The organism is Nocardioides sp. TRM66260-LWL (assembly GCF_020075545.1).
Taxonomy (GTDB): domain Bacteria; phylum Actinomycetota; class Actinomycetes; order Propionibacteriales; family Nocardioidaceae; genus Nocardioides.
In genome coordinates, this window is the sequence record NZ_JAIQZK010000011.1 from 1 (window position 1) to 16659 (window position 16659).

Annotated in this window: 16 protein-coding genes, 2 tRNA genes, 1 other RNA gene and 1 pseudogene; 15 read left to right on the forward strand and 5 right to left on the reverse strand. The window is 71.6% G+C overall.

What is annotated here, in order from left to right; genetic code table 11:
- From K8Z61_RS17535 to K8Z61_RS19500, 6 genes and pseudogenes are all read left to right on the forward strand, one after another.
- The coding region (locus tag K8Z61_RS17535) for a replication-relaxation family protein (protein WP_224131463.1) at positions 1-825 on the forward strand (825 nt) is incomplete at its 5' end.
- Positions 822-1856 (forward strand): site-specific DNA-methyltransferase, encoded by a 1035-nt coding sequence (locus K8Z61_RS17540; RefSeq protein ID WP_224131465.1) that lies wholly within the window; start codon positions 822-824, stop codon positions 1854-1856. The genes K8Z61_RS17535 and K8Z61_RS17540, both read left to right, overlap by 4 nt.
- Entirely contained in the window at positions 1853-2563 is a 711-nt protein-coding gene (locus tag K8Z61_RS17545) for an antirestriction protein ArdA (RefSeq protein ID WP_224131467.1), read from the forward strand. The genes K8Z61_RS17540 and K8Z61_RS17545 overlap by 4 nt, the downstream gene beginning before the upstream one ends.
- Positions 2564-2717: 154 nt before the next feature.
- Positions 2718-3011 (forward strand): hypothetical protein, encoded by a 294-nt coding sequence (locus K8Z61_RS17550; protein ID WP_224131469.1) that lies wholly within the window; start codon positions 2718-2720, stop codon positions 3009-3011.
- 154 nt (positions 3012-3165) lie between these two features.
- Positions 3166-3621 carry a helix-turn-helix domain-containing protein gene (locus K8Z61_RS17555; protein WP_224131471.1) on the forward strand — a complete coding sequence of 152 codons (456 nt, stop codon included), beginning with the start codon at positions 3166-3168 and terminating at the stop codon, positions 3619-3621.
- 25 nt (positions 3622-3646) lie between these two features.
- Positions 3647-4702, forward strand: a pseudogene (locus K8Z61_RS19500) (recombinase family protein); the annotation flags it as partial.
- A gap of 336 nt (positions 4703-5038) precedes the next feature.
- Here K8Z61_RS19500 and K8Z61_RS17565 read toward each other — a convergent pair.
- Together K8Z61_RS17565 and K8Z61_RS17570 are read right to left on the reverse strand one after the other, a co-directional pair.
- The gene (locus tag K8Z61_RS17565) at positions 5039-5224 is read right to left on the reverse strand and encodes a hypothetical protein (protein WP_224131475.1); all 186 of its coding nucleotides are present in this window, start codon (positions 5222-5224) and stop codon (positions 5039-5041) included.
- Positions 5225-5381: 157 nt separating this feature from the next.
- Positions 5382-5470 (reverse strand) — tRNA-Ser (locus K8Z61_RS17570).
- Positions 5471-5584: 114 nt separating this feature from the next.
- Here K8Z61_RS17570 and ffs point away from each other — a divergent pair.
- The 7 genes from ffs to K8Z61_RS17605 all read left to right on the forward strand — a co-directional run bounded on the left by ffs (position 5585) and on the right by K8Z61_RS17605 (position 12329).
- Positions 5585-5675: signal recognition particle sRNA small type (gene ffs, locus K8Z61_RS17575), an RNA gene on the forward strand.
- Positions 5676-5754: 79 nt separating this feature from the next.
- Positions 5755-8172, forward strand: a complete 2418-nt coding sequence (locus tag K8Z61_RS17580) for a DNA polymerase III subunit gamma and tau (RefSeq protein ID WP_224131476.1) — start codon at positions 5755-5757, stop codon at positions 8170-8172.
- A 70-nt stretch (positions 8173-8242) separates the two neighbouring features.
- Positions 8243-8680 carry a YbaB/EbfC family nucleoid-associated protein gene (locus tag K8Z61_RS17585; protein WP_224131477.1) on the forward strand — a complete coding sequence of 146 codons (438 nt, stop codon included), beginning with the start codon at positions 8243-8245 and terminating at the stop codon, positions 8678-8680.
- 9 nt (positions 8681-8689) lie between these two features.
- A complete protein-coding gene (gene recR / locus K8Z61_RS17590) occupies positions 8690-9286 on the forward strand; it encodes a recombination mediator RecR (RefSeq protein WP_224131479.1) in 597 nt (198 codons plus the stop codon).
- Positions 9283-9906: a DUF5063 domain-containing protein gene (locus K8Z61_RS17595; protein WP_224131481.1), complete on the forward strand. Its 624-nt coding sequence runs from the start codon at positions 9283-9285 to the stop codon at positions 9904-9906. The genes recR and K8Z61_RS17595 overlap by 4 nt, the downstream gene beginning before the upstream one ends.
- Before the next feature lie 100 nt (positions 9907-10006).
- Positions 10007-11284, forward strand: coding sequence for an aspartate kinase (locus tag K8Z61_RS17600; protein ID WP_224131483.1), 1278 nt, complete (start codon positions 10007-10009; stop codon positions 11282-11284).
- A gap of 52 nt (positions 11285-11336) precedes the next feature.
- Entirely contained in the window at positions 11337-12329 is a 993-nt protein-coding gene (locus K8Z61_RS17605) for an aspartate-semialdehyde dehydrogenase (protein ID WP_374227995.1), read from the forward strand.
- Positions 12330-12398: 69 nt separating this feature from the next.
- On the opposite strand, the gene K8Z61_RS17610 is transcribed toward K8Z61_RS17605, so the two are convergent.
- Positions 12399-13292, reverse strand: coding sequence for a hypothetical protein (locus K8Z61_RS17610; RefSeq protein WP_224131485.1), 894 nt, complete (start codon positions 13290-13292; stop codon positions 12399-12401).
- Positions 13293-13461: 169 nt separating this feature from the next.
- On the opposite strand from K8Z61_RS17610, the gene K8Z61_RS17615 reads away from it, so the two are divergent.
- Positions 13462-13716 (forward strand): hypothetical protein, encoded by a 255-nt coding sequence (locus K8Z61_RS17615; protein WP_224131488.1) that lies wholly within the window; start codon positions 13462-13464, stop codon positions 13714-13716.
- Between the two features lie 4 nt (positions 13717-13720).
- Positions 13721-15469, forward strand: coding sequence for a DUF4012 domain-containing protein (locus tag K8Z61_RS17620; protein ID WP_224131490.1), 1749 nt, complete (start codon positions 13721-13723; stop codon positions 15467-15469).
- A gap of 82 nt (positions 15470-15551) precedes the next feature.
- Here K8Z61_RS17620 and K8Z61_RS17625 read toward each other — a convergent pair.
- Together K8Z61_RS17625 and K8Z61_RS17630 are read right to left on the reverse strand one after the other, a co-directional pair.
- Positions 15552-15625: transfer RNA gene (locus tag K8Z61_RS17625), tRNA-Pro, on the reverse strand.
- Positions 15626-15676: 51 nt separating this feature from the next.
- Positions 15677-16636 (reverse strand): metallophosphoesterase, encoded by a 960-nt coding sequence (locus K8Z61_RS17630; protein ID WP_224131492.1) that lies wholly within the window; start codon positions 16634-16636, stop codon positions 15677-15679.
- Positions 16637-16659: the final 23 nt, after the last annotated feature.

Genomic DNA, 16659 nt, shown 5'->3' on the forward strand with positions numbered 1-16659 from the left:
CCTATTACCGTCAGATCAACCCCGGTCAGCAGCAGCTGTCGGGAGAACTCGCCAGTCACTGAACCGGGGACGGTTCAGTCCGAGCGCGACTTCGAGGTGCTGCGGCTGGTCGCCGAGCACCGGTTCCTGACCACCCACCAGATCCAGCACTTCTGCTTCATCGACCACCAGAGCGCCGCCTCCGCCTCCCGAACCACCCGGCGTGTCCTGGCCCGGCTGCAGCGCGACGGACTGCTGCGCGCCCTCGATCGCCGGGTCGGTGGCGTTCGGGCCGGGAGCGAGGCCACCATCTGGCAGCTCGCCCCGGCAGGCCTGCGGCTCGTCCACGGCGACGGCAAGCGCCGACGCCCAGAACAGCTGTCCGATCGGTTCCTGACCCATCAGCTGGCAGTGGCGGATGTCCACGTACTGCTACAGCAACACGAACGAATCGAGCCCATCGAGGAGATCGCCGTCGAGGTCGAGCCTGCGTCGTGGCGCAAGTACCAAGGCCCCGGTGGTGAGCTGCGCTGGCTTCAGCCGGACTTGTACGCCGAGATCTCCACCGCCGACTTCACCGATCTGTACTTCATCGAGGTAGACCTCGGTACGGAGTCCATCCCGACGCTGGTGAAGAAGTGCCAGCAGTACGAGGAGTACCGCCGCGCAGGCGTGGAACAGAACAAGCGGGGCACCTTCCCGCTGGTGCTGTGGCTGTTCGTCGACCAAGGGCGCGTCGCGAAACTCCGGGCCTCCATCGAGCGCAGCCGCAGCCTGACCGCGGCGATGTACCGCTTCGCGACCCCGGAGACCCTCACACAAGTCCTGGCCGGAGGCGTCTCATGACCCGGGCGCCTCGAAACGAGATCCTGCTCGGCGATGCCCTCCAACGTCTGAAGTCGCTGCCGGGCGCCTCGGTCGACTCCATCGTTACCAGCCCGCCGTACTTCCGGCTGCGCAACTACGGCACCGAGGGACAGATCGGGCTGGAGGGTCACGTCGATGAGTGGGTCGATGGGCTTCGCGAACTCCTACGCGAGGCAGCCCGGGTGCTGATGCCGACCGGCACGGTGTGGCTGAACCTCGGAGACAGCTACAGCACCCACCAACGCGAAGGCGCACCGCGTAAGGGCCTGCTGTTCGGGCCGGAGCGGTTGGCCATGAGGTTGGTCGAGGACGGCTGGATCATCCGGAACAAGATCGTCTGGGCCAAGACCAACACCATCCCGAGCAGCGTGCGGGATCGGCTGGCGACCAAGCATGAGGTCATCTATCTGCTGGCCCGGTCGCCGAAGTACTTCTTCGACCTCGACGCCATCCGGGTGCCGCATGTCAGCAAGCCGACCAAGCCCCGGGCTATCCCGAAGCGTGAGGGGCGGCCGGAGTGGCTCGGCCCCAACAGTGACAGTGATCGGGGCCTCGATGCCCTGCACGCCGCCGGTGTCCAAGGGCACCCGCTCGGCAAGAACCCGGCCGACGTCTGGCAATTGGCCGTCAGCAGCTACCGAGGCGCGCACTTCGCCACCTACCCGGTCAAGCTCGCCGAGCGCATGGTCATGGCCGGGACACCGGAAGCCCGCTGCGTGCGGTGCCGGACGGCCTGGGAGCGACCGGTTCGCCGGCTCGGGGCCGTGGCGACCCGGCTGGCACTCCAAGCGATGTGCGAGTGCGACGCACCGAGTGAGCCGGGACTGGTCCTCGACCCATTCATGGGCTCGGGGACGACGGCTATCGCGGCGGAGAACCTCGGCCGCGACTGGCTCGGCATCGAGCTGAACCCCGACTACATCGCCCTGGCAGAAGAACGCATCCAATCCGAGCGCCACCGTCGACCCCGGCGCTCATCCGAATCAAGTGAACGAAAGGAGGTGGCATGAGTGAGAAGCACCCAAACCAACCACAACAACCAGAAGAACCCGAGCTGCGGCGAGACCTGCCCGGGACAGACAACCCGCACGAGCCCTGGGCCCGTCAGGAGGAAGTCGGCGACATCTACAGCGCTGAGATCACCGACGAGGGACGGATCGAGCGTGCCGACAAGCTCACGCTCCGGCCGATGGTCTGGATCGGGTGCCTGGCGGCGTACAACAACGGCGAACTGCACGGCGACTGGGTCGATGCGGCCGTCGAGGGCGAAGACCTCGTCCGGAGTGCGCAGGAGATCCTCTCCCGCAGCCCCGAGCCGGACGCCGAGGAATGGGCCATCTTCGACGACGACGAGTTCGGCAGCTACCGGGTCGAGCAGTACGACTCGCTGGAGCACGTCGCCCGGGTGGCACGCGGCATCCGTGAGCACGGGCACGCCTTCGCAGCCTGGGCCGAACTCCACGACGGCGACGAGGCCATGCTGGACGGCTTCGAGGACGCCTACCTGGGTGAGTACGAGTCGCAGGAGGCCTGGGGACGGGAGGTGCTCGATGACCTCAACCTGGACGGATTCCTGCAGATGGGTGCCATCCCGGAAGCCATCCGGCCCTACCTACACATCGACTACGAAGGCTGGGCGCGCGACGCCGAACTCAGCGGCGACGTCTACACCGAGCAGGCACCAGGAGGAGGCATCTACGTGTTCTCCACGCTCTGACCACCGACCCAAGCGAGGCCTTCGTCGGGGGCCTGCGACCGCACACGTGAAGGCATCCCGCTTTCGCCGGTCGCACCACCCCGAGGAAGTGGCCGAACGGCTCCCCGAGTGGGAGCGGTTCGGGAGAACCCCCTCAGGAAGGAGAAGGCAGGTCATGAAGACACTCGCCGTCCGATTGGACGACGAACTGCACGCCCGCATCGGCATGCTGTCGAAGCTCAGCGGCTCGACGGTCACGGACACCATCCGCACCGCCATCGAGAAGCACCTCGAGGTTCTGGCCAGTGATCCCGCGATCACGGCCAAGGCCCAGGAACTGACCGCAGAGATCGACCGCGAGGCCGAGGCCCAGCGTGAGGCCCTCAAGGCCCTGTTCGGTTCGTCCAACAAGGAAGCGCCCAAGACCGCTACCACAACCCGTGGCAGCAGTCGCAGCGCAAAGGGGTGAGGCACTCGCGCGAGTGCTGATCCTCCCGGTGGGGACCGGCTCGAGACGTCGTCTCGCCGGTCCCCACCAATTCAACAGACAAAGAAGTCGAAAACCGATTCCCGCATTCCCAATTATGAGAATAGGTCTTCACAATCGTGAAATTGTCCGTATAATGGAATATGGAAAGAGGAAGAAATGCAATATGACTTCACAAAGCAAACACCGACCAAATGAAATGACACTCGGCGCGGTTCTCAAACAGGCTCGCATCGAGCGGGGTCTGACCATCGCGAAGCTCAGCCAGGAGGCGGGCATCGCGGTCGGTCAGGTCCACAAGCTGGAGAACGACCAGGTCAAGAAGGTCAACCCGGCGCACCTCGTGGCCCTCACTGGCCCGCTCGGAATGCCGATGTACCGGCTCTTCCGACTGGCGGGATATCCCGCCGAACAGGTGCCGCTCCTGGAGCCCGAACTCGTCCGCAGACTAGCCGAGCTATCACCACATTCGCTCAACCAGATCACGATGATGCTGGACGAGTGGCTTGCCGAGCACGGCCAAGACCTTGTGCCGAAGGTGCTGGAACCCGTACCAGTCGAAGAATCTGACGAATCGGCCACCACGGCATAGCTGACACGAAAGGAGGAATGAAACCATGAACACGCAACCTGCCGCGACCACGCGACCACCATCTGCCACCTCGGCGACACCCGGCACCCGGGTCGTGCTCTACCTGCGCGTCTCGTCCAAGAGCCAGGTCGAGACCGACTACGACCCCGAAGGACTCTCGGTACCGGCGCAGCGGTCGATCTGTGAGAGCAAGGCTGCCCGCGAGGGTCTGACCATCGTGGACGAGTACGTCGAACTCGGTAAGTCGGGCACCAACGTGCAGGGACGTCCCGCCTTCCAGGACATGATGAAGCGGATTAGCAGTCAGCGCGATGTCGACTACGTGATGGTCTACCAACTGAGCCGGCTGAACCGGAACCGCATCGACGACGCCCTCGTGATGCTGCAGATGGACGCCGCTGGCGTGCAGCTGATCTCCGCCACTGAGAACATCGATGACTCCCCGGCCGGACAGATGACCCGGGGCATCCTGGCTGCAATCAACCAGTACCGCTCTGCATCCGAGGGACAAGATATCGCCCGCAAACTGGCGCACAAGGCCAAGCTCGGCGGCACCATCGGCCGTGCGCCACTCGGCTACCTCAACACCAAGGAGGACTTCGAAGGTCGCATGGTCAGCGCCGTGACTCTCGACCCCGCCCGTGCTGACCTCATCCGGCAAGGCTTCGAGTTGTACGCCACCGGCGACTACTCACTGGAGAAGCTCGCCCAGACTATGACCGACCGCGGCTTGACGACCCGCTCGACGCGTCGGCACCCCGGTGCCCGCACCGTCTCGGTGAACAAGTGGCACACCATGCTAGCCGATCCGTACTACATGGGATTGGTGCGCTACAAGGCCGAGCTGTACCCCGGACGTCACGAGGCGATCGTCAGCCCAGAACTGTTTGCCGTCGTACAGGAGATCCTCAAGGAGCGCTCCGCGCCGACCCGACGCGACCGGACGCACTTCCACTACCTCAAGAAGCTGCTCTACTGCGAGCGTTGCGAGCAAGCCGGACGACGCAACCCGCTCGTCTTCACCATGGCGAACGCCAAGGGCAACGAGTACGCCTACTTCTTCTGCATGGGCCGCCGTGGCGGCGAGTGCGATCTGCCGTACCTGCCCGCCGAACTGGTCGAGGACTACGTCGTGCGGCACTACGGCACCCTGCACCTGCCCGAAGACTTCGTGACCTGCATCGTGGACAACGTCCACGCAGCCGTGGCGGACGAGCAGTCGACGCTGCGGGAACTCCATGCTGCGCTCAAGAAGAAGCTGGTAGACATCGAGAAGCGCGAGGAACGACTCATCGACCTCGCCGAAGAAGGCCTCCCGCAGCACAAGATCCGCGAGCGCCTGAACAAGATCAACGAGGACCGGGCTCGGCTCGAGGCCGACCTCAGCCAGAGCGACGCCGCCCTGGCTGTCGGCGCATCACTGCTTGAGGACGCGATCCGACTCGCCGCCGACGTGCGACTGCTCTACGCCGACGCCGAGGACACTGCACGCGCTGCCCTCAACGACGCCGTCTTCAAGCGGTTGTTCGTGGACGAGGGCGGTGTACGCGGCGCTGAGCTCCGCGACCCGTTCAAGGAGATCACCGAGGCGGCAGACCTCCACGGGAAGCCCGTAAGCGTCTTGGAGAAGGTCCTAACGAACAGCACCCCGGGTCGCGCTGGTCAGAAGACCACGCGCGCCCGGGGCGCTACTCATACCCTGAGCCACCTAGTCGCTTCCCTGGGTGTCAAGGACCTCCAGGTTTCGACTAAGCGTCTTATGGCGGAGGTAGGGGGATTCGAACCCCCGAGGGCTGTTAACCCAACCCGCTTTCCAAGCGAGCGCCATAGGCCACTAGGCGATACCTCCGCCGAGGAGGGTACCGGTGGGCTCGGACCCCACGAAATCCGCTGGACGGGGCCGTGGCCGGGGACGCCGCGCACCGGCTTGGTCGTCGCGTGCCGCGACGCCTAGACTCCCCGCAACCCCCCGCGTGGCGGCATCCCACCGAACTCCCCCAGGGCCGGAAGGCAGCAAGGGTAGGCAGGCTCTGTCGGGTACGCGGGGGGCCTCTGCGTCCAGGGGGCTCCGCCCGGGCGGGCCGTCGACCTCCTCCGGGCGGGAATGTCCCCGCGCGTCGTTAGGGTGCTGACGTGGAGTCACCGCTGGCGCTGTACCGCCGCTACCGTCCCGAGACCTTCCGCGAGGTCATCGGGCAGGAGCACGTGACCGACCCCCTGCGCGCGGCCCTCGCGAACAACCGGGTCAACCACGCCTACCTCTTCTCCGGCCCGCGCGGCTGCGGCAAGACCACCAGCGCGCGCATCCTCGCCCGCGCCCTCAACTGCGAGCGAGCGCCGATCGCCGACCCCTGCGGCGAGTGCGACTCCTGCCGCGACCTCGCCCGGGGCGGCCCGGGCTCGATCGACGTGATCGAGATCGACGCGGCGTCGCACGGCGGCGTCGACGACGCGCGCGACCTGCGCGAGAAGGCGTTCTTCGCGCCGGTGCGCAGCCGCTACAAGGTCTACATCATCGACGAGGCCCACATGGTCACGACGCAGGGCTTCAACGCCCTGCTCAAGCTGGTCGAGGAGCCTCCGCCGCACCTGCGGTTCATCTTCGCCACCACCGAGCCCGACAAGGTGCTGCCGACGATCCGCTCGCGCACCCACCACTACCCGTTCCGGCTGATCCCGCCGCGCCTGCTGTCGGCCTACCTCTCCGAGCTGTGCGAGCGCGAGGGCGTCCCGATCGAGCCGGCCGCCCTGCCGCTCGTCGTGCGGGCGGGCGCCGGCTCCGCGCGCGACACCCTGTCGGTGCTCGACCAGCTCCTGGGCGGCGCCGGGCCCGAGGGCGTCACGCACGCGCTGGCCACCGGGCTCCTCGGCTACACGCCCGACTCCCTGCTCGACGAGGTCGTCGACGCCTTCGCCGCCGGCGACGGGAGCGCGGTTTTCGGGGTGGTCGACAAGGTCATCGAGACCGGCCAGGACCCCCGGCGGTTCACCGAGGACCTCCTGCGCCGACTGCGCGACCTCGTGATCGTCGCGGCCGTCCCCGACGCGCCCGCGACCGGCCTGATCGACGTCTCCGAGGACCAGGGCGAGCGGCTGGTCGCGCAGACCGCGCGCTTCGGCGCCAGCGAGCTGACCCGCGCCGCCGACCTCGTCGCCGCCGGGCTCACCGAGATGCGGGGCGCGACCGCGCCGCGGCTGCTGCTCGAGCTGATCTGCGCCCGCATCCTGCTGCCCGGGGCCGACCACACCTCCGACGGCCTCATGGCGCGCCTCGACCGGCTCGAGAAGCGCCTGTCGGTCGTCGGCACGCCCTCGCCTGCCGTCCGCCCCACGGTCGCGTCCCCCTCGCCGGCTCCGGCGGTCCCGCCCGCCGCGCCCGAGACCACGCCCACCACCCCTCCGGTCCAGGACCGCGCCGAGCCGCGTCCCCCGGTCGCGGAGTCGCCGGCCTCGGCGCCGGGCGAGCCGCCCGCCGAGGCCACCCGGGTGCCCGAGCCGACGCCGGCTCGTCGTCCGCTCACCTCGACCCCGCCCACCGTGCTCACCTCGACCCCGCCCGAGCTGCAGGAGCCGACGGTCGGTGCCGACGAGCAGCGGCCCGAGCCGGAGCCGCCCGCCCCGGCGGGCCCCGACAGCCCCGCGAGCGCGGCGCCCGCGCCGGCGGCTCCGGCTGCCCCGGCGGCCCCGGCGGCCCCGGCTGCCCCGGCGGCCCCGGCGGCCCCGGCGGCCCCGGCGGCCCCGGCGGCCCCGGCGGCCGCCGAGCCTCCCGTGGCCACCACGCCGTCGGGCAGCGCGCTGAGCCTGGTCGAGGTGCGACGGCTCTGGCCGGACATCGTCGAGGTCACCAAGGCGCGTCGACGCATGACCTGGATCCACCTCACCCAGAACGCCCAGGTGGTCGCGGTCGACGCCACGACCCTGACCCTCGGCTTCGCCAACGCTGGCGCCCGCGAGTCCTTCGAGCGGGGCGGCAGCGTCGAGATCGTCCGGCAGGCGGCCATCGACGTCGTCGGGGTGGCCTGGCGGATCGAGACCATCGTCGACCCCGGCGCGACGCCCGACGGCCCGGTCGTCACCCGTCCGGCCGCTCCGGCTCCTGCCGCTGCGCCGCCGGCCGCACCGCCGGCTCCGGCCGCCCCGGCAGCGCCGGCCGGTCCTGCCTTCGGCGAGTCCCGCGCCCCCGGCCCCGAGGCACCCGGCCCGGCGTCCGGCCCGGCGTCCGGTCCGCCCGCCGATCGGCTCACCGACGCCCGGCCGCCGGCCTGGCTCGACGAGGAGCCCGACGACGCCCCGCCACCGCCGCCCGACCCCGGCGGACGCCCGGGCAACGCCGCCCTGGCCGCGGCTCGCGAGGCCATCGCGACCACCCGTCCGTCCGACGCCGGCACCGCCGCCCAGGCGGCCCAGGCGGCTCGCGCGGGCGACCTCGCCGCCGCCGACGCCGAGGCCCATCCGGACGATCCCGACGCCGACTCCGACGAGCTCGGCGGCGCGGCGCTGCTCGAGCGCGAGCTCGGCGCCCGGATCATCGAGGAGATCCCCCACCAGTGATCCGGCAGGCTGGTCCCGACCATCCGCGCGCCGTCCGCGTCCGCCGCCCGTCCCGACCCGAGGTGACCCCATGAGCCAGAACCCCTTCGACGCCCTCGGCGGCGGCCTCGACCTCGGCGGCCTGCTGCAGCAGGCGCAGGCGATGCAGGAGCAGCTCGCCGCCGCCCAGCAGCGGCTCGCGGACGCCGAGGTCAGCGGCCGCGCCGGCGGCGAGGCCGTCACGGTCACCGTCAACGGCGTCGGCGAGCTGCGCCGGGTCGTCGTCGCGCCCGGCACGGTCGACGGCGCGGACGCCGACTCCCTCGCCGAGTTCGGCGACCTGGTCGTCGCCGCCTACCGCGACGCCAAGGCGCAGGCCGACGCGCTCGCCGAGAGCTCCCTGGACCCCCTGGCCGGGGGCGCGCTCGACGCGCTGGGCGGACTCGGCGCACTGGGCGGGCTCGGCGGTCCCGGCGGCGGAGCCGGCTCGGACGAGGGCGGCACGCCGCCCCGCAAGCTCGGCTTCTGAGGCGCACGCGTGTACGAGGGCGTCGTCCAGGACCTCATCGACGAGCTCGGCCGACTGCCGGGCGTGGGGCCGAAGAGCGCGCAGCGGATCGCCTTCCACCTGCTGCAGGCCGACCCGGCCGACGTGCAGCGGCTGTCCGACGTGCTGGTCGAGGTCAAGCGCCGGGTGCGGTTCTGCACCATCTGCTTCAACGTCTCCGAGGACGACCAGTGCCGCATCTGCCGCGACCCGCGGCGCGACCCCACTGTGCTGTGCGTCGTCGAGGAGTACAAGGACGTCGTCGCGATCGAGCGCACCCGCGAGTACCGCGGTCGCTACCACGTGCTCGGCGGCGCGATCAGCCCGATCGACGGCATCGGGCCCGACCAGCTGCACATCCGCGAGCTGATGCCGCGGCTGGCCGACGGCACCGTCACCGAGGTCATCCTCGCCACCGACCCGAACCTCGAGGGTGAGGCCACCGCGACCTTCCTGACCCGCATGCTGAGGTCCATGGAGATCACCGTGTCCCGTCTCGCGAGCGGTCTGCCCGTGGGCGGAGACCTCGAGTACGCCGACGAGGTCACCCTCGGTCGTGCGTTCGCCGGCCGCAGGAGCGCAGAATGAGCAGCGTGACCACCCAGAGCACCGACGCCTCCGAGGGCGAGGTCGTCTCCGTCGTCGGCCCGCTCGACGCCGAGACCGAGGACTTCGCCCAGCAGATCGCCGACCAGGTGGAGTCGTTCCTGCTGGCCCTGCGCGCGATCTCCCAGGAGTCGGACGCCGGCAGCAGCATCTCCCTGCTGCTCCTCGAGATCAGCCAGGTGCTCCTGGCCGGGGCCCGGCTGGGCGCCCAGCGCGACTTCACCCCCGACACCCGCTACCAGCCGGACGTCGGCCCGGAGCCCGACCTCGACGCCATGCGACTGCGGCTGGCCGACCTGCTGGCGCCGATCGACTCCTACGTCTTCGTCTTCGACCCCTACCTGCCCGAGGTGGTCGGCAGCCGGCTCTCCGACGACCTCGCCAGCATCGCCACCGATCTCGACACCGGCCTGCGGCACTTCCGTCGCGGCGACGTCGAGGAGGCGCTGTGGTGGTGGCAGTTCTCCTACGTCTCCTCCTGGGGCAACCTCGCGGGCGCGGCGCTCAACGCGCTGATCTCCGTCGTGGCGCACGACCGGCTCGACGTCGAGACCTTCGACGCCGACCAGGTCGCGGTGGCCGAGGAGGTCCTGGCCGACTGAGATGCGCGCGGCCCGGCGGGCGCCGCGCGGATAGACTCCCCGGGTCATCCGCGGCGTCCGGTCTGGACCCGCGCGCCGGTCCGGAACGGGGGAGCCCACCGTGGGCATCGTGGTGCAGAAGTACGGCGGCTCGTCGCTGTCCGACGCCGCCGCCATCAAGCGGGTCGCACGCCGCATCGTCCAGGCCAGGAAGGCCGGGAACGACGTGGTGGTCGTGGTCTCCGCGATGGGCGACGCCACCGACGACCTCATCGACCTCGCGCAGCAGGTGAGCCCGCGGCCGCCCGCGCGCGAGATGGACATGCTGCTGACCGCCGGCGAGCGGATCTCGATGGCCGTGGTCTCCATGGCCATCAACGACCTCGGCTACTCCGCCCGCAGCTTCACCGGCTCGCAGGCGGGCGTCATCACCGACGCCGTGCACGGCAAGGCCAAGATCATCGACGTGACGCCCGGCCGCATCGTCGAGGCCATCGGCCAGGGCCACATCGTCATCGTGGCGGGCTTCCAGGGCGTCTCGGGCGACACCAAGGAGATCACCACGCTGGGACGGGGCGGCTCCGACACCACCGCGGTCGCGCTGGCCGCGGCCCTCCAAGCCGACGTCTGCGAGATCTACACCGACGTCGACGGCGTCTTCTCCGCCGATCCGCGCATCGTCAAGGCCGCCCGCAAGCTCGACCGCGTCTCCTACGAGGAGATGCTCGAGATGGCGGCGTCCGGCGCGAAGATCCTGCACCTGCGCTGCGTCGAGTACGCGCGCCGCTACGACATCCCGATCCACGTCCGCAGCTCGTTCAGCCAGCTCGAGGGCACCTGGGTCGCCGACCCGAGCCAGAACCCGGAGGAAGCCACCATGGAGAACGCGATCATCGCGGGCGTCGCGCACGACCGCTCGGAGGCCAAGATCACCGTCGTCGGGGTGCCCGACAAGGTCGGCGAGGCCGCGCGCATCTTCGAGACGCTCGCGGGCGTCGAGGTGAACATCGACATGGTCGTGCAGAACATCTCGGCCGCCGCCACCGGGCTCACCGACATCTCCTTCACGCTGCCCCGCACCGATGCGCAGGCCGCCATGGCGGCGCTCGCGCGGCTGCAGGAGGAGATCGGCTACGACAAGGTGCTCTACGACGACCAGGTCGGCAAGGTCTCGCTCATCGGCGCCGGTATGCGCTCGCACCCGGGCATCACGGCCACCTTCTTCTCCGCGCTCGCCGCGGCCGGCGTCAACATCGGCATGATCTCGACCTCCGAGATCCGCATCTCGGTGATCGTCGACGACAGCCAGGTGGAGGCCGCTGTCCAGGCCGCCCACACCGCGTTCGACCTCGACGCCGACGAGGTCGAGGCCGTCGTCTACGGCGGGACGGGTCGCTGACGTGGGCGTGAAGATCGGCATCGTCGGCGCCACAGGACAAGTGGGCGTCGCCATGCGGCAGATCCTCGAGCAGCGGGACTTCCCCGCCGACGAGATCCGCTTCCTCGCCTCGCCCCGGTCGGCGGGCACCACGCTGCGCTACGCCGGACGCGACGTCGTCGTCGAGGACGCGACCACCGCCGACCCGGCCGGGCTCGACATCGCCCTGTTCTCCGCCGGCGCCACGACGTCCCGGGCCCTCGTGCCGGCCTTCGCCGCCGCCGGCGTCGTGGTGGTCGACAACTCCTCGGCCTTCCGCAAGGACCCCGACATCCCGCTGGTGGTCTCCGAGGTCAACCCCGGCGACATCGAGCTGGCCTTCACGGGCGAGAAGCAGAACGTCATCGCCAACCCGAACTGCACCACGATGGCCGCGATGCCGGTGCTCAAGCCGCTCCACGACGAGGCCGGGCTGGTCCGGCTGATCGCCTCGACCTACCAGGCCGTCTCGGGCTCCGGCGTGGCCGGCGTCAGCGAGCTCTCCGGGCAGATCGCCGCCGCGGGCGACCAGGCGTCCGGGCTGGCCTACGACGGCGCGGCCGTCGCCTTCCCCGAGCCCGGCGTCTACCGCCGCACCATCGCCTACAACGTGCTGCCGTTCGCCGGCAGCCTGGTCGACGACGGCTCGGAGGAGACCGACGAGGAGCAGAAGCTGCGGAACGAGTCGCGCAAGATCCTCGGCCTGCCCGACCTCCGGGTCTCGGGCATCTGCGTGCGGGTGCCCGTCTACACCGGCCACTCGCTGGCGATCAACGCCGAGTTCTCCTCGGCGCTGACGGTCGCGCGGGCCAAGGAGCTGCTGGCCGACGCGCCGGGCGTCCAGCTCACCGACATCCCGACGCCGCTGCAGGCCGCCGGGCAGGACCCGTCCTACGTCGGCCGCATCCGGCAGGACCCCGGCGTCGACGGCGACCGCGGCCTCGCGCTGTTCGTCAGCAACGACAATCTGCGCAAGGGCGCCGCGCTCAACACCGTCCAGATCGCGGAGCTGCTCGCCGCCCGCTGAGCGACCCCACGACGGCGAGGGCCGGCGTCCCGCACGGGACGCCGGCCCTCGCCGCGTGCGGTCGCCTCGTCAGGATTCCTCGAAGGCGGTGGACGCGAGCTGGGCGCCGAGGAACGCGAGCGCTCCCAGGATCGGCTGGACGACGACCATCCACGGCGAGGTCAGCGATCCGGCGAGGAACAGCAGGCTGACGACGCACACCAGCGCGACGCCGAGCACCGCCGTGCCGCCGGGCTCGGGGGCGCGGAGCAGGTCGAGCGCGAGCCGGCCGAGGAGTGCGCCGACGACGACGATCAGCACGAGCAGCAGGGTGCCCGCGGCGCCCCCGCAGGTCTCGGTGCCACGGACCGCGCCGCAGCCGCGGAGCGCGCCGACGGTGAGCCCGGTGAGCAGGAGCCCGACCAGCGCGCCGACGGCGGCTGCGGCGGCGCGCGGCGGCACCGAGGCGATGGGCGCGGTGCGCGCGGCCCGGGCCGGGCGCGTCGGGCGGGGCTCTCGGGGTGCGCGGGGCGGCTTCGGCGCCTTGGCGGGCGCGGCCGAGCGGGTCGAGCGGGGCTCCCGCGGCGGCTTCGCCGCCTTGGTGGGCCTGGTGGCCCGCTGGCGACGGGGCGCGCGCTCGGCGGGCTCGGGGGCGGAGTAGAACCGGTCGAAGGGGTCGTCGGTCGGCGTCGGATCGCTCCACGACGAGACCTCGGGCGTCGTCTGCTCGGCCGCGGGGGCGTCGAGCACGTCGTCCCAGGTCTGCATCTCGACGGCGTCCGGCTGCGGCGCCCGCTCCGTCGGGACGACGGGCTCGATCGGCCGGGTCGGCTCGGGCTGCCCGGCCTGGTCGGGCTGGTCGGGCTGCCCGGCCTGGTCGGGCTGGTCGGGCTGCCCGGCCTGCTCGGGCCGGTCGGCGCGGCGCCGACGCCACGGCAGGGACGGAGGTGCGATCGATGGGGTCTCGCGCTCGTCGTCGGCCATGCCGCCAGTGTCTCAGAGACCCGCGTCACGCCCGACGACCGGCGTCACGCGCCGTTCACCGACCGGTCTATACCGATCCCGCGGATTCGTCCTCGGACGCGACAGCGCAGGTCAGCGGCCTTTACCGTAGGTCCGCGTCCCTCCCTGCCTCCGCTCCCAAGGAACGATCATGAAGAAGACCTTCGCCGTGGTGGGCGGCCTGATCGCCGTCGCCGCCGTCCTGCTGCTCGTCGGGCCCGCCAACGCCGCCGGCCCGGCCGACCCGTACAACACCGCGCTCGTGCAGACCCTGTCGAACCAGGTCAGCACGCTGCAGAACCAGGTCACGGGACTGAGCACCCAGATCACCAACCTGACGAACCAGATCGCGCAGCTGCAGACCGCGTTCGCGCAGCTGCTCGCGCTGCTGTCCGGTCGCCCCTGATCGCTTGACCTCACGCCTCCGCCCCGGCGGCCCTCGTGGCCGCCGGGGCGTCGTCCGTCGCGCCCTGCTCGGGGGCCTCGCGACGGTGCTCCTGGTCGTCGCCTGGACGGCGTGGACCGCATGGCACGCGCGCCACGAGCTGGCGCAGGCGCGCGCCGAGATCGCGTCCCTCGACGACCGCGACGGGCTCACCCCTGCGCGGGTCGACGAGGTGGCGCAGCGCGTCCAGCAGCACCTCGCGTCCGCGGACGGCGACCTCGGCCAGCCGCAGTGGGCGCTGATCGCCGCCCTGCCGGTGGTCGGCGACGACGTCGGCGTGCTGCGCGACGCGGTGTCGGCCGGTAGCGACCTCGCCACGGCGGCCGTCGACCGGCTCTCGATCGCACGCGCCGCCCTCGATCGCCTCCAGGTGCGCGGCGGCGGGCTCGACCTCGACGCCCTGGCACGGCTCCAGGAGGTCCTCGCGCGGGTCCAGCCGGACGTCCGCGCCGCCGCCGATCGGCTCGACGCCCTCGACACGACGGGCGTCTCGTCCCGCGTGGCCGAGCCGGTGGAGAGCCTGCGGACGCGGGTGGACGAGCTGCAGGGCTCCGTCGACGGCGGACGCACGGCGGTCGACGTGCTCGCCGACCTGCTGGCCGGACGCCGGTCCTACGCCCTGGTGTTCCAGAACAGCGCCGAGCTGCGCTCGACGGGCGGCCTCCCCGGCGCGTGGACGCAGCTGAGGGTCGACGACGGCCGCGTGCGGGTCGGCCGGCAGGGGGCGGGGCAGGACGTCGTCGCGACCGCTCCCGTCGCGCCGGTCGACGCGAGCTTCGAGCAGGCGTTCACCGACGGCGTCGCCCAGGACTTCCGCAACACCAACCTCGTCCCCGACTACCCGACCGCGGCGTCGCTCCAGCGGCGGCTGCTCGCGCGCGTGGCCCGCCTGGACGTCGACGGTGTGGTGGCGATCGATCCCGTCGCCGTCTCGCTGCTCATGCGCGCCACCGGGCCGATCACGGTCGACGGCCGGCGCCTCGACGCCGACACGGTGGTGCCCTTCCTGCTCAGCGAGGTCTACGCCCTCTACCCCGACCCCGACCGCCAGGACGAGGTGTTCGCCGAGGTCGTCCGGGTCGTGTTCGAGAAGGTCACCTCCGGCGGCCTCGACCCGCTGCAGCTGATGCGCCAGGCGCGGCAGGCGATCGACCAGCGCCGACTGCTGGTCTGGTCGGCGGACGAGCGGACGCAGCGCCTGATCGCCCCGACGCCGGTCTCCGGCGCGCTGCCCCGCGGTCAGGCGGTCGGCGTGTACCTCTCCGACGACACGCGGGCCAAGATGAGCTACTACCTCGACGTATCGACGCTCGCGCGCACCGACGGCTGCACGGCGGCCGGCGCGCAGCGCTACGACGTCACGCTCACCCTGCGGTCCACGGCGCCTGCCGACGCCGCCGCCACCCTCCCCGCCTATGTGCTCGGCACCCCGTACGGGCCGAAGGGATCGCAGGCGGTGCAGGTCGTGCTCGTCGGGCCGAGGGGCGGCCGGATCGACACCCCGACCCTGCTGGGACGTCCGCTGCCGTTCCGCCGGGCGCGGATGCTCGACCGGCCAGCGCTGATCCTGGGCCTGCCGCTGGGCCCGGGGGACGCGCTCCTCGTCGACGCCACGATGACCGGCCCCGCCGGTGGGCGGGGCCCGACGGACTACGCCGTGACCCCGACCGTGCGGTACGCCTCGACGCTGCACACGCTGCCACCGGCCTGCTGAGATCGGGCGACCCGGTCGGGAGATGCACGAGGCCCGGATCCGCTCAGCGGATCCGGGCCTCACGTCTGCCCAGGGGCAGGAGTCGGGCTGACAGGATTTGAACCTGCGGCCTCTTCGTCCCGAACGAAGCGCGCTACCAAGCTGCGCCACAGCCCGATGTGGGCCGGAGCCCACAAGACGGGGAGCATAGCGGAGGCGTGCGGGCCGTCACGAATCGCGGTGTGCGGCCCGGACGCGGGGGTCGCGGGCGGTGAACGTCAGCAGCGTGGCCTCGGGTCGGCATGCCACGCGCACCCGCACGTACGGGCTGGTGCCGAGGCCGGCTGAGACGTGCAGCCAGGACGAGCCGGGGTCGCCGGGCCGGGACGCGGCCGGGTGGCGGTGCAGGCCCTTGACCCGCGCGGGCTCGAGGTCGCAGTTGGTGGCGAGCGCGCGTCCGCCCGGCAGGCACACCTGTCCGCCGTGGGTGTGGCCGGCCAGGATCGCGTCGTAGCCGTCGCGGGCGAACGCGTCGAGCACCCGCAGGTAGGGCGCGTGGGTGACGCCGAGCCGGACGTCCGCGTCGGCGTCGGCCGGCCCGCCCAGCTCGTCGTAGCGGTCGTAGGAGAGGTGCGGGTCGTCGACGCCGCCGAAGGCCAGGCGCGACTCGCCGACGGCGAGGGCCCCGCGCCGGTTGGTGAGGTCGAGCCAGCCGCGTCCGCGCATCGACGCCGCCAGCTCGCGCCAGGGCAGCTGCGGGCTGTGGGTCTGCCGGCGGCCGTCGTCGGGCAGCAGGTAGCGGAACGGGTTGCGCATCGTGGGGGAGAAGTAGTCGTTGGAGCCGAGCACGAAGACGCCCGGCACGTCGAGCAGCGGGCCGAGCGCGTCGAGCAGCGCCGGCACGGCGTCGGGGTGCGCGAGGTTGTCGCCGGTGTCGACGACGAGGTCGGGCTCCAGCGCGGCGAGTCCGGCGATCCAGGCGCGCTTGCGCTGCTGCGTGGGCACGAGGTGCAGGTCGGAGACGTGCAGCACGCTCAGCGGCCGCTGCCCCGGCGGCAGCACCGGCAGGGCGACGCGGCGCAGCGTGTAGGCGCGGGCCTCGGCGAGCCCGTAGCCGAGCAGGCCCACCCCGCCGAGCGCCCCGGCTCCGACCAGGCGGGTGGCGAGGCGCAGCGGAGTGGGAGGCACCGGCCCAGGCTGCCACAATCGGC

What these genes read in the sequence shown, in the direction of transcription:
- K8Z61_RS17540 (WP_224131465.1), top strand. Translation starts at nt 822, where the DNA reads ATGACCCGGGCGCCTCGAAACGAGATCCTGCTCGGCGATGCCCTCCAA.
- K8Z61_RS17545 (WP_224131467.1), top strand. Translation starts at nt 1,853, where the DNA reads ATGAGTGAGAAGCACCCAAACCAACCACAACAACCAGAAGAACCCGAG.
- K8Z61_RS17550 (WP_224131469.1), top strand. Translation starts at nt 2,718, where the DNA reads ATGAAGACACTCGCCGTCCGATTGGACGACGAACTGCACGCCCGCATC.
- K8Z61_RS17555 (WP_224131471.1), top strand. Translation starts at nt 3,166, where the DNA reads ATGGAATATGGAAAGAGGAAGAAATGCAATATGACTTCACAAAGCAAA.
- K8Z61_RS17585 (WP_224131477.1), top strand. Translation starts at nt 8,243, where the DNA reads ATGAGCCAGAACCCCTTCGACGCCCTCGGCGGCGGCCTCGACCTCGGC.
- K8Z61_RS17595 (WP_224131481.1), top strand. Translation starts at nt 9,283, where the DNA reads ATGAGCAGCGTGACCACCCAGAGCACCGACGCCTCCGAGGGCGAGGTC.
- K8Z61_RS17605 (WP_374227995.1), top strand. Translation starts at nt 11,337, where the DNA reads ATGCGGCAGATCCTCGAGCAGCGGGACTTCCCCGCCGACGAGATCCGC.
- K8Z61_RS17610 (WP_224131485.1), bottom strand. Translation starts at nt 13,292, where the DNA reads ATGGCCGACGACGAGCGCGAGACCCCATCGATCGCACCTCCGTCCCTG.
- K8Z61_RS17615 (WP_224131488.1), top strand. Translation starts at nt 13,462, where the DNA reads ATGAAGAAGACCTTCGCCGTGGTGGGCGGCCTGATCGCCGTCGCCGCC.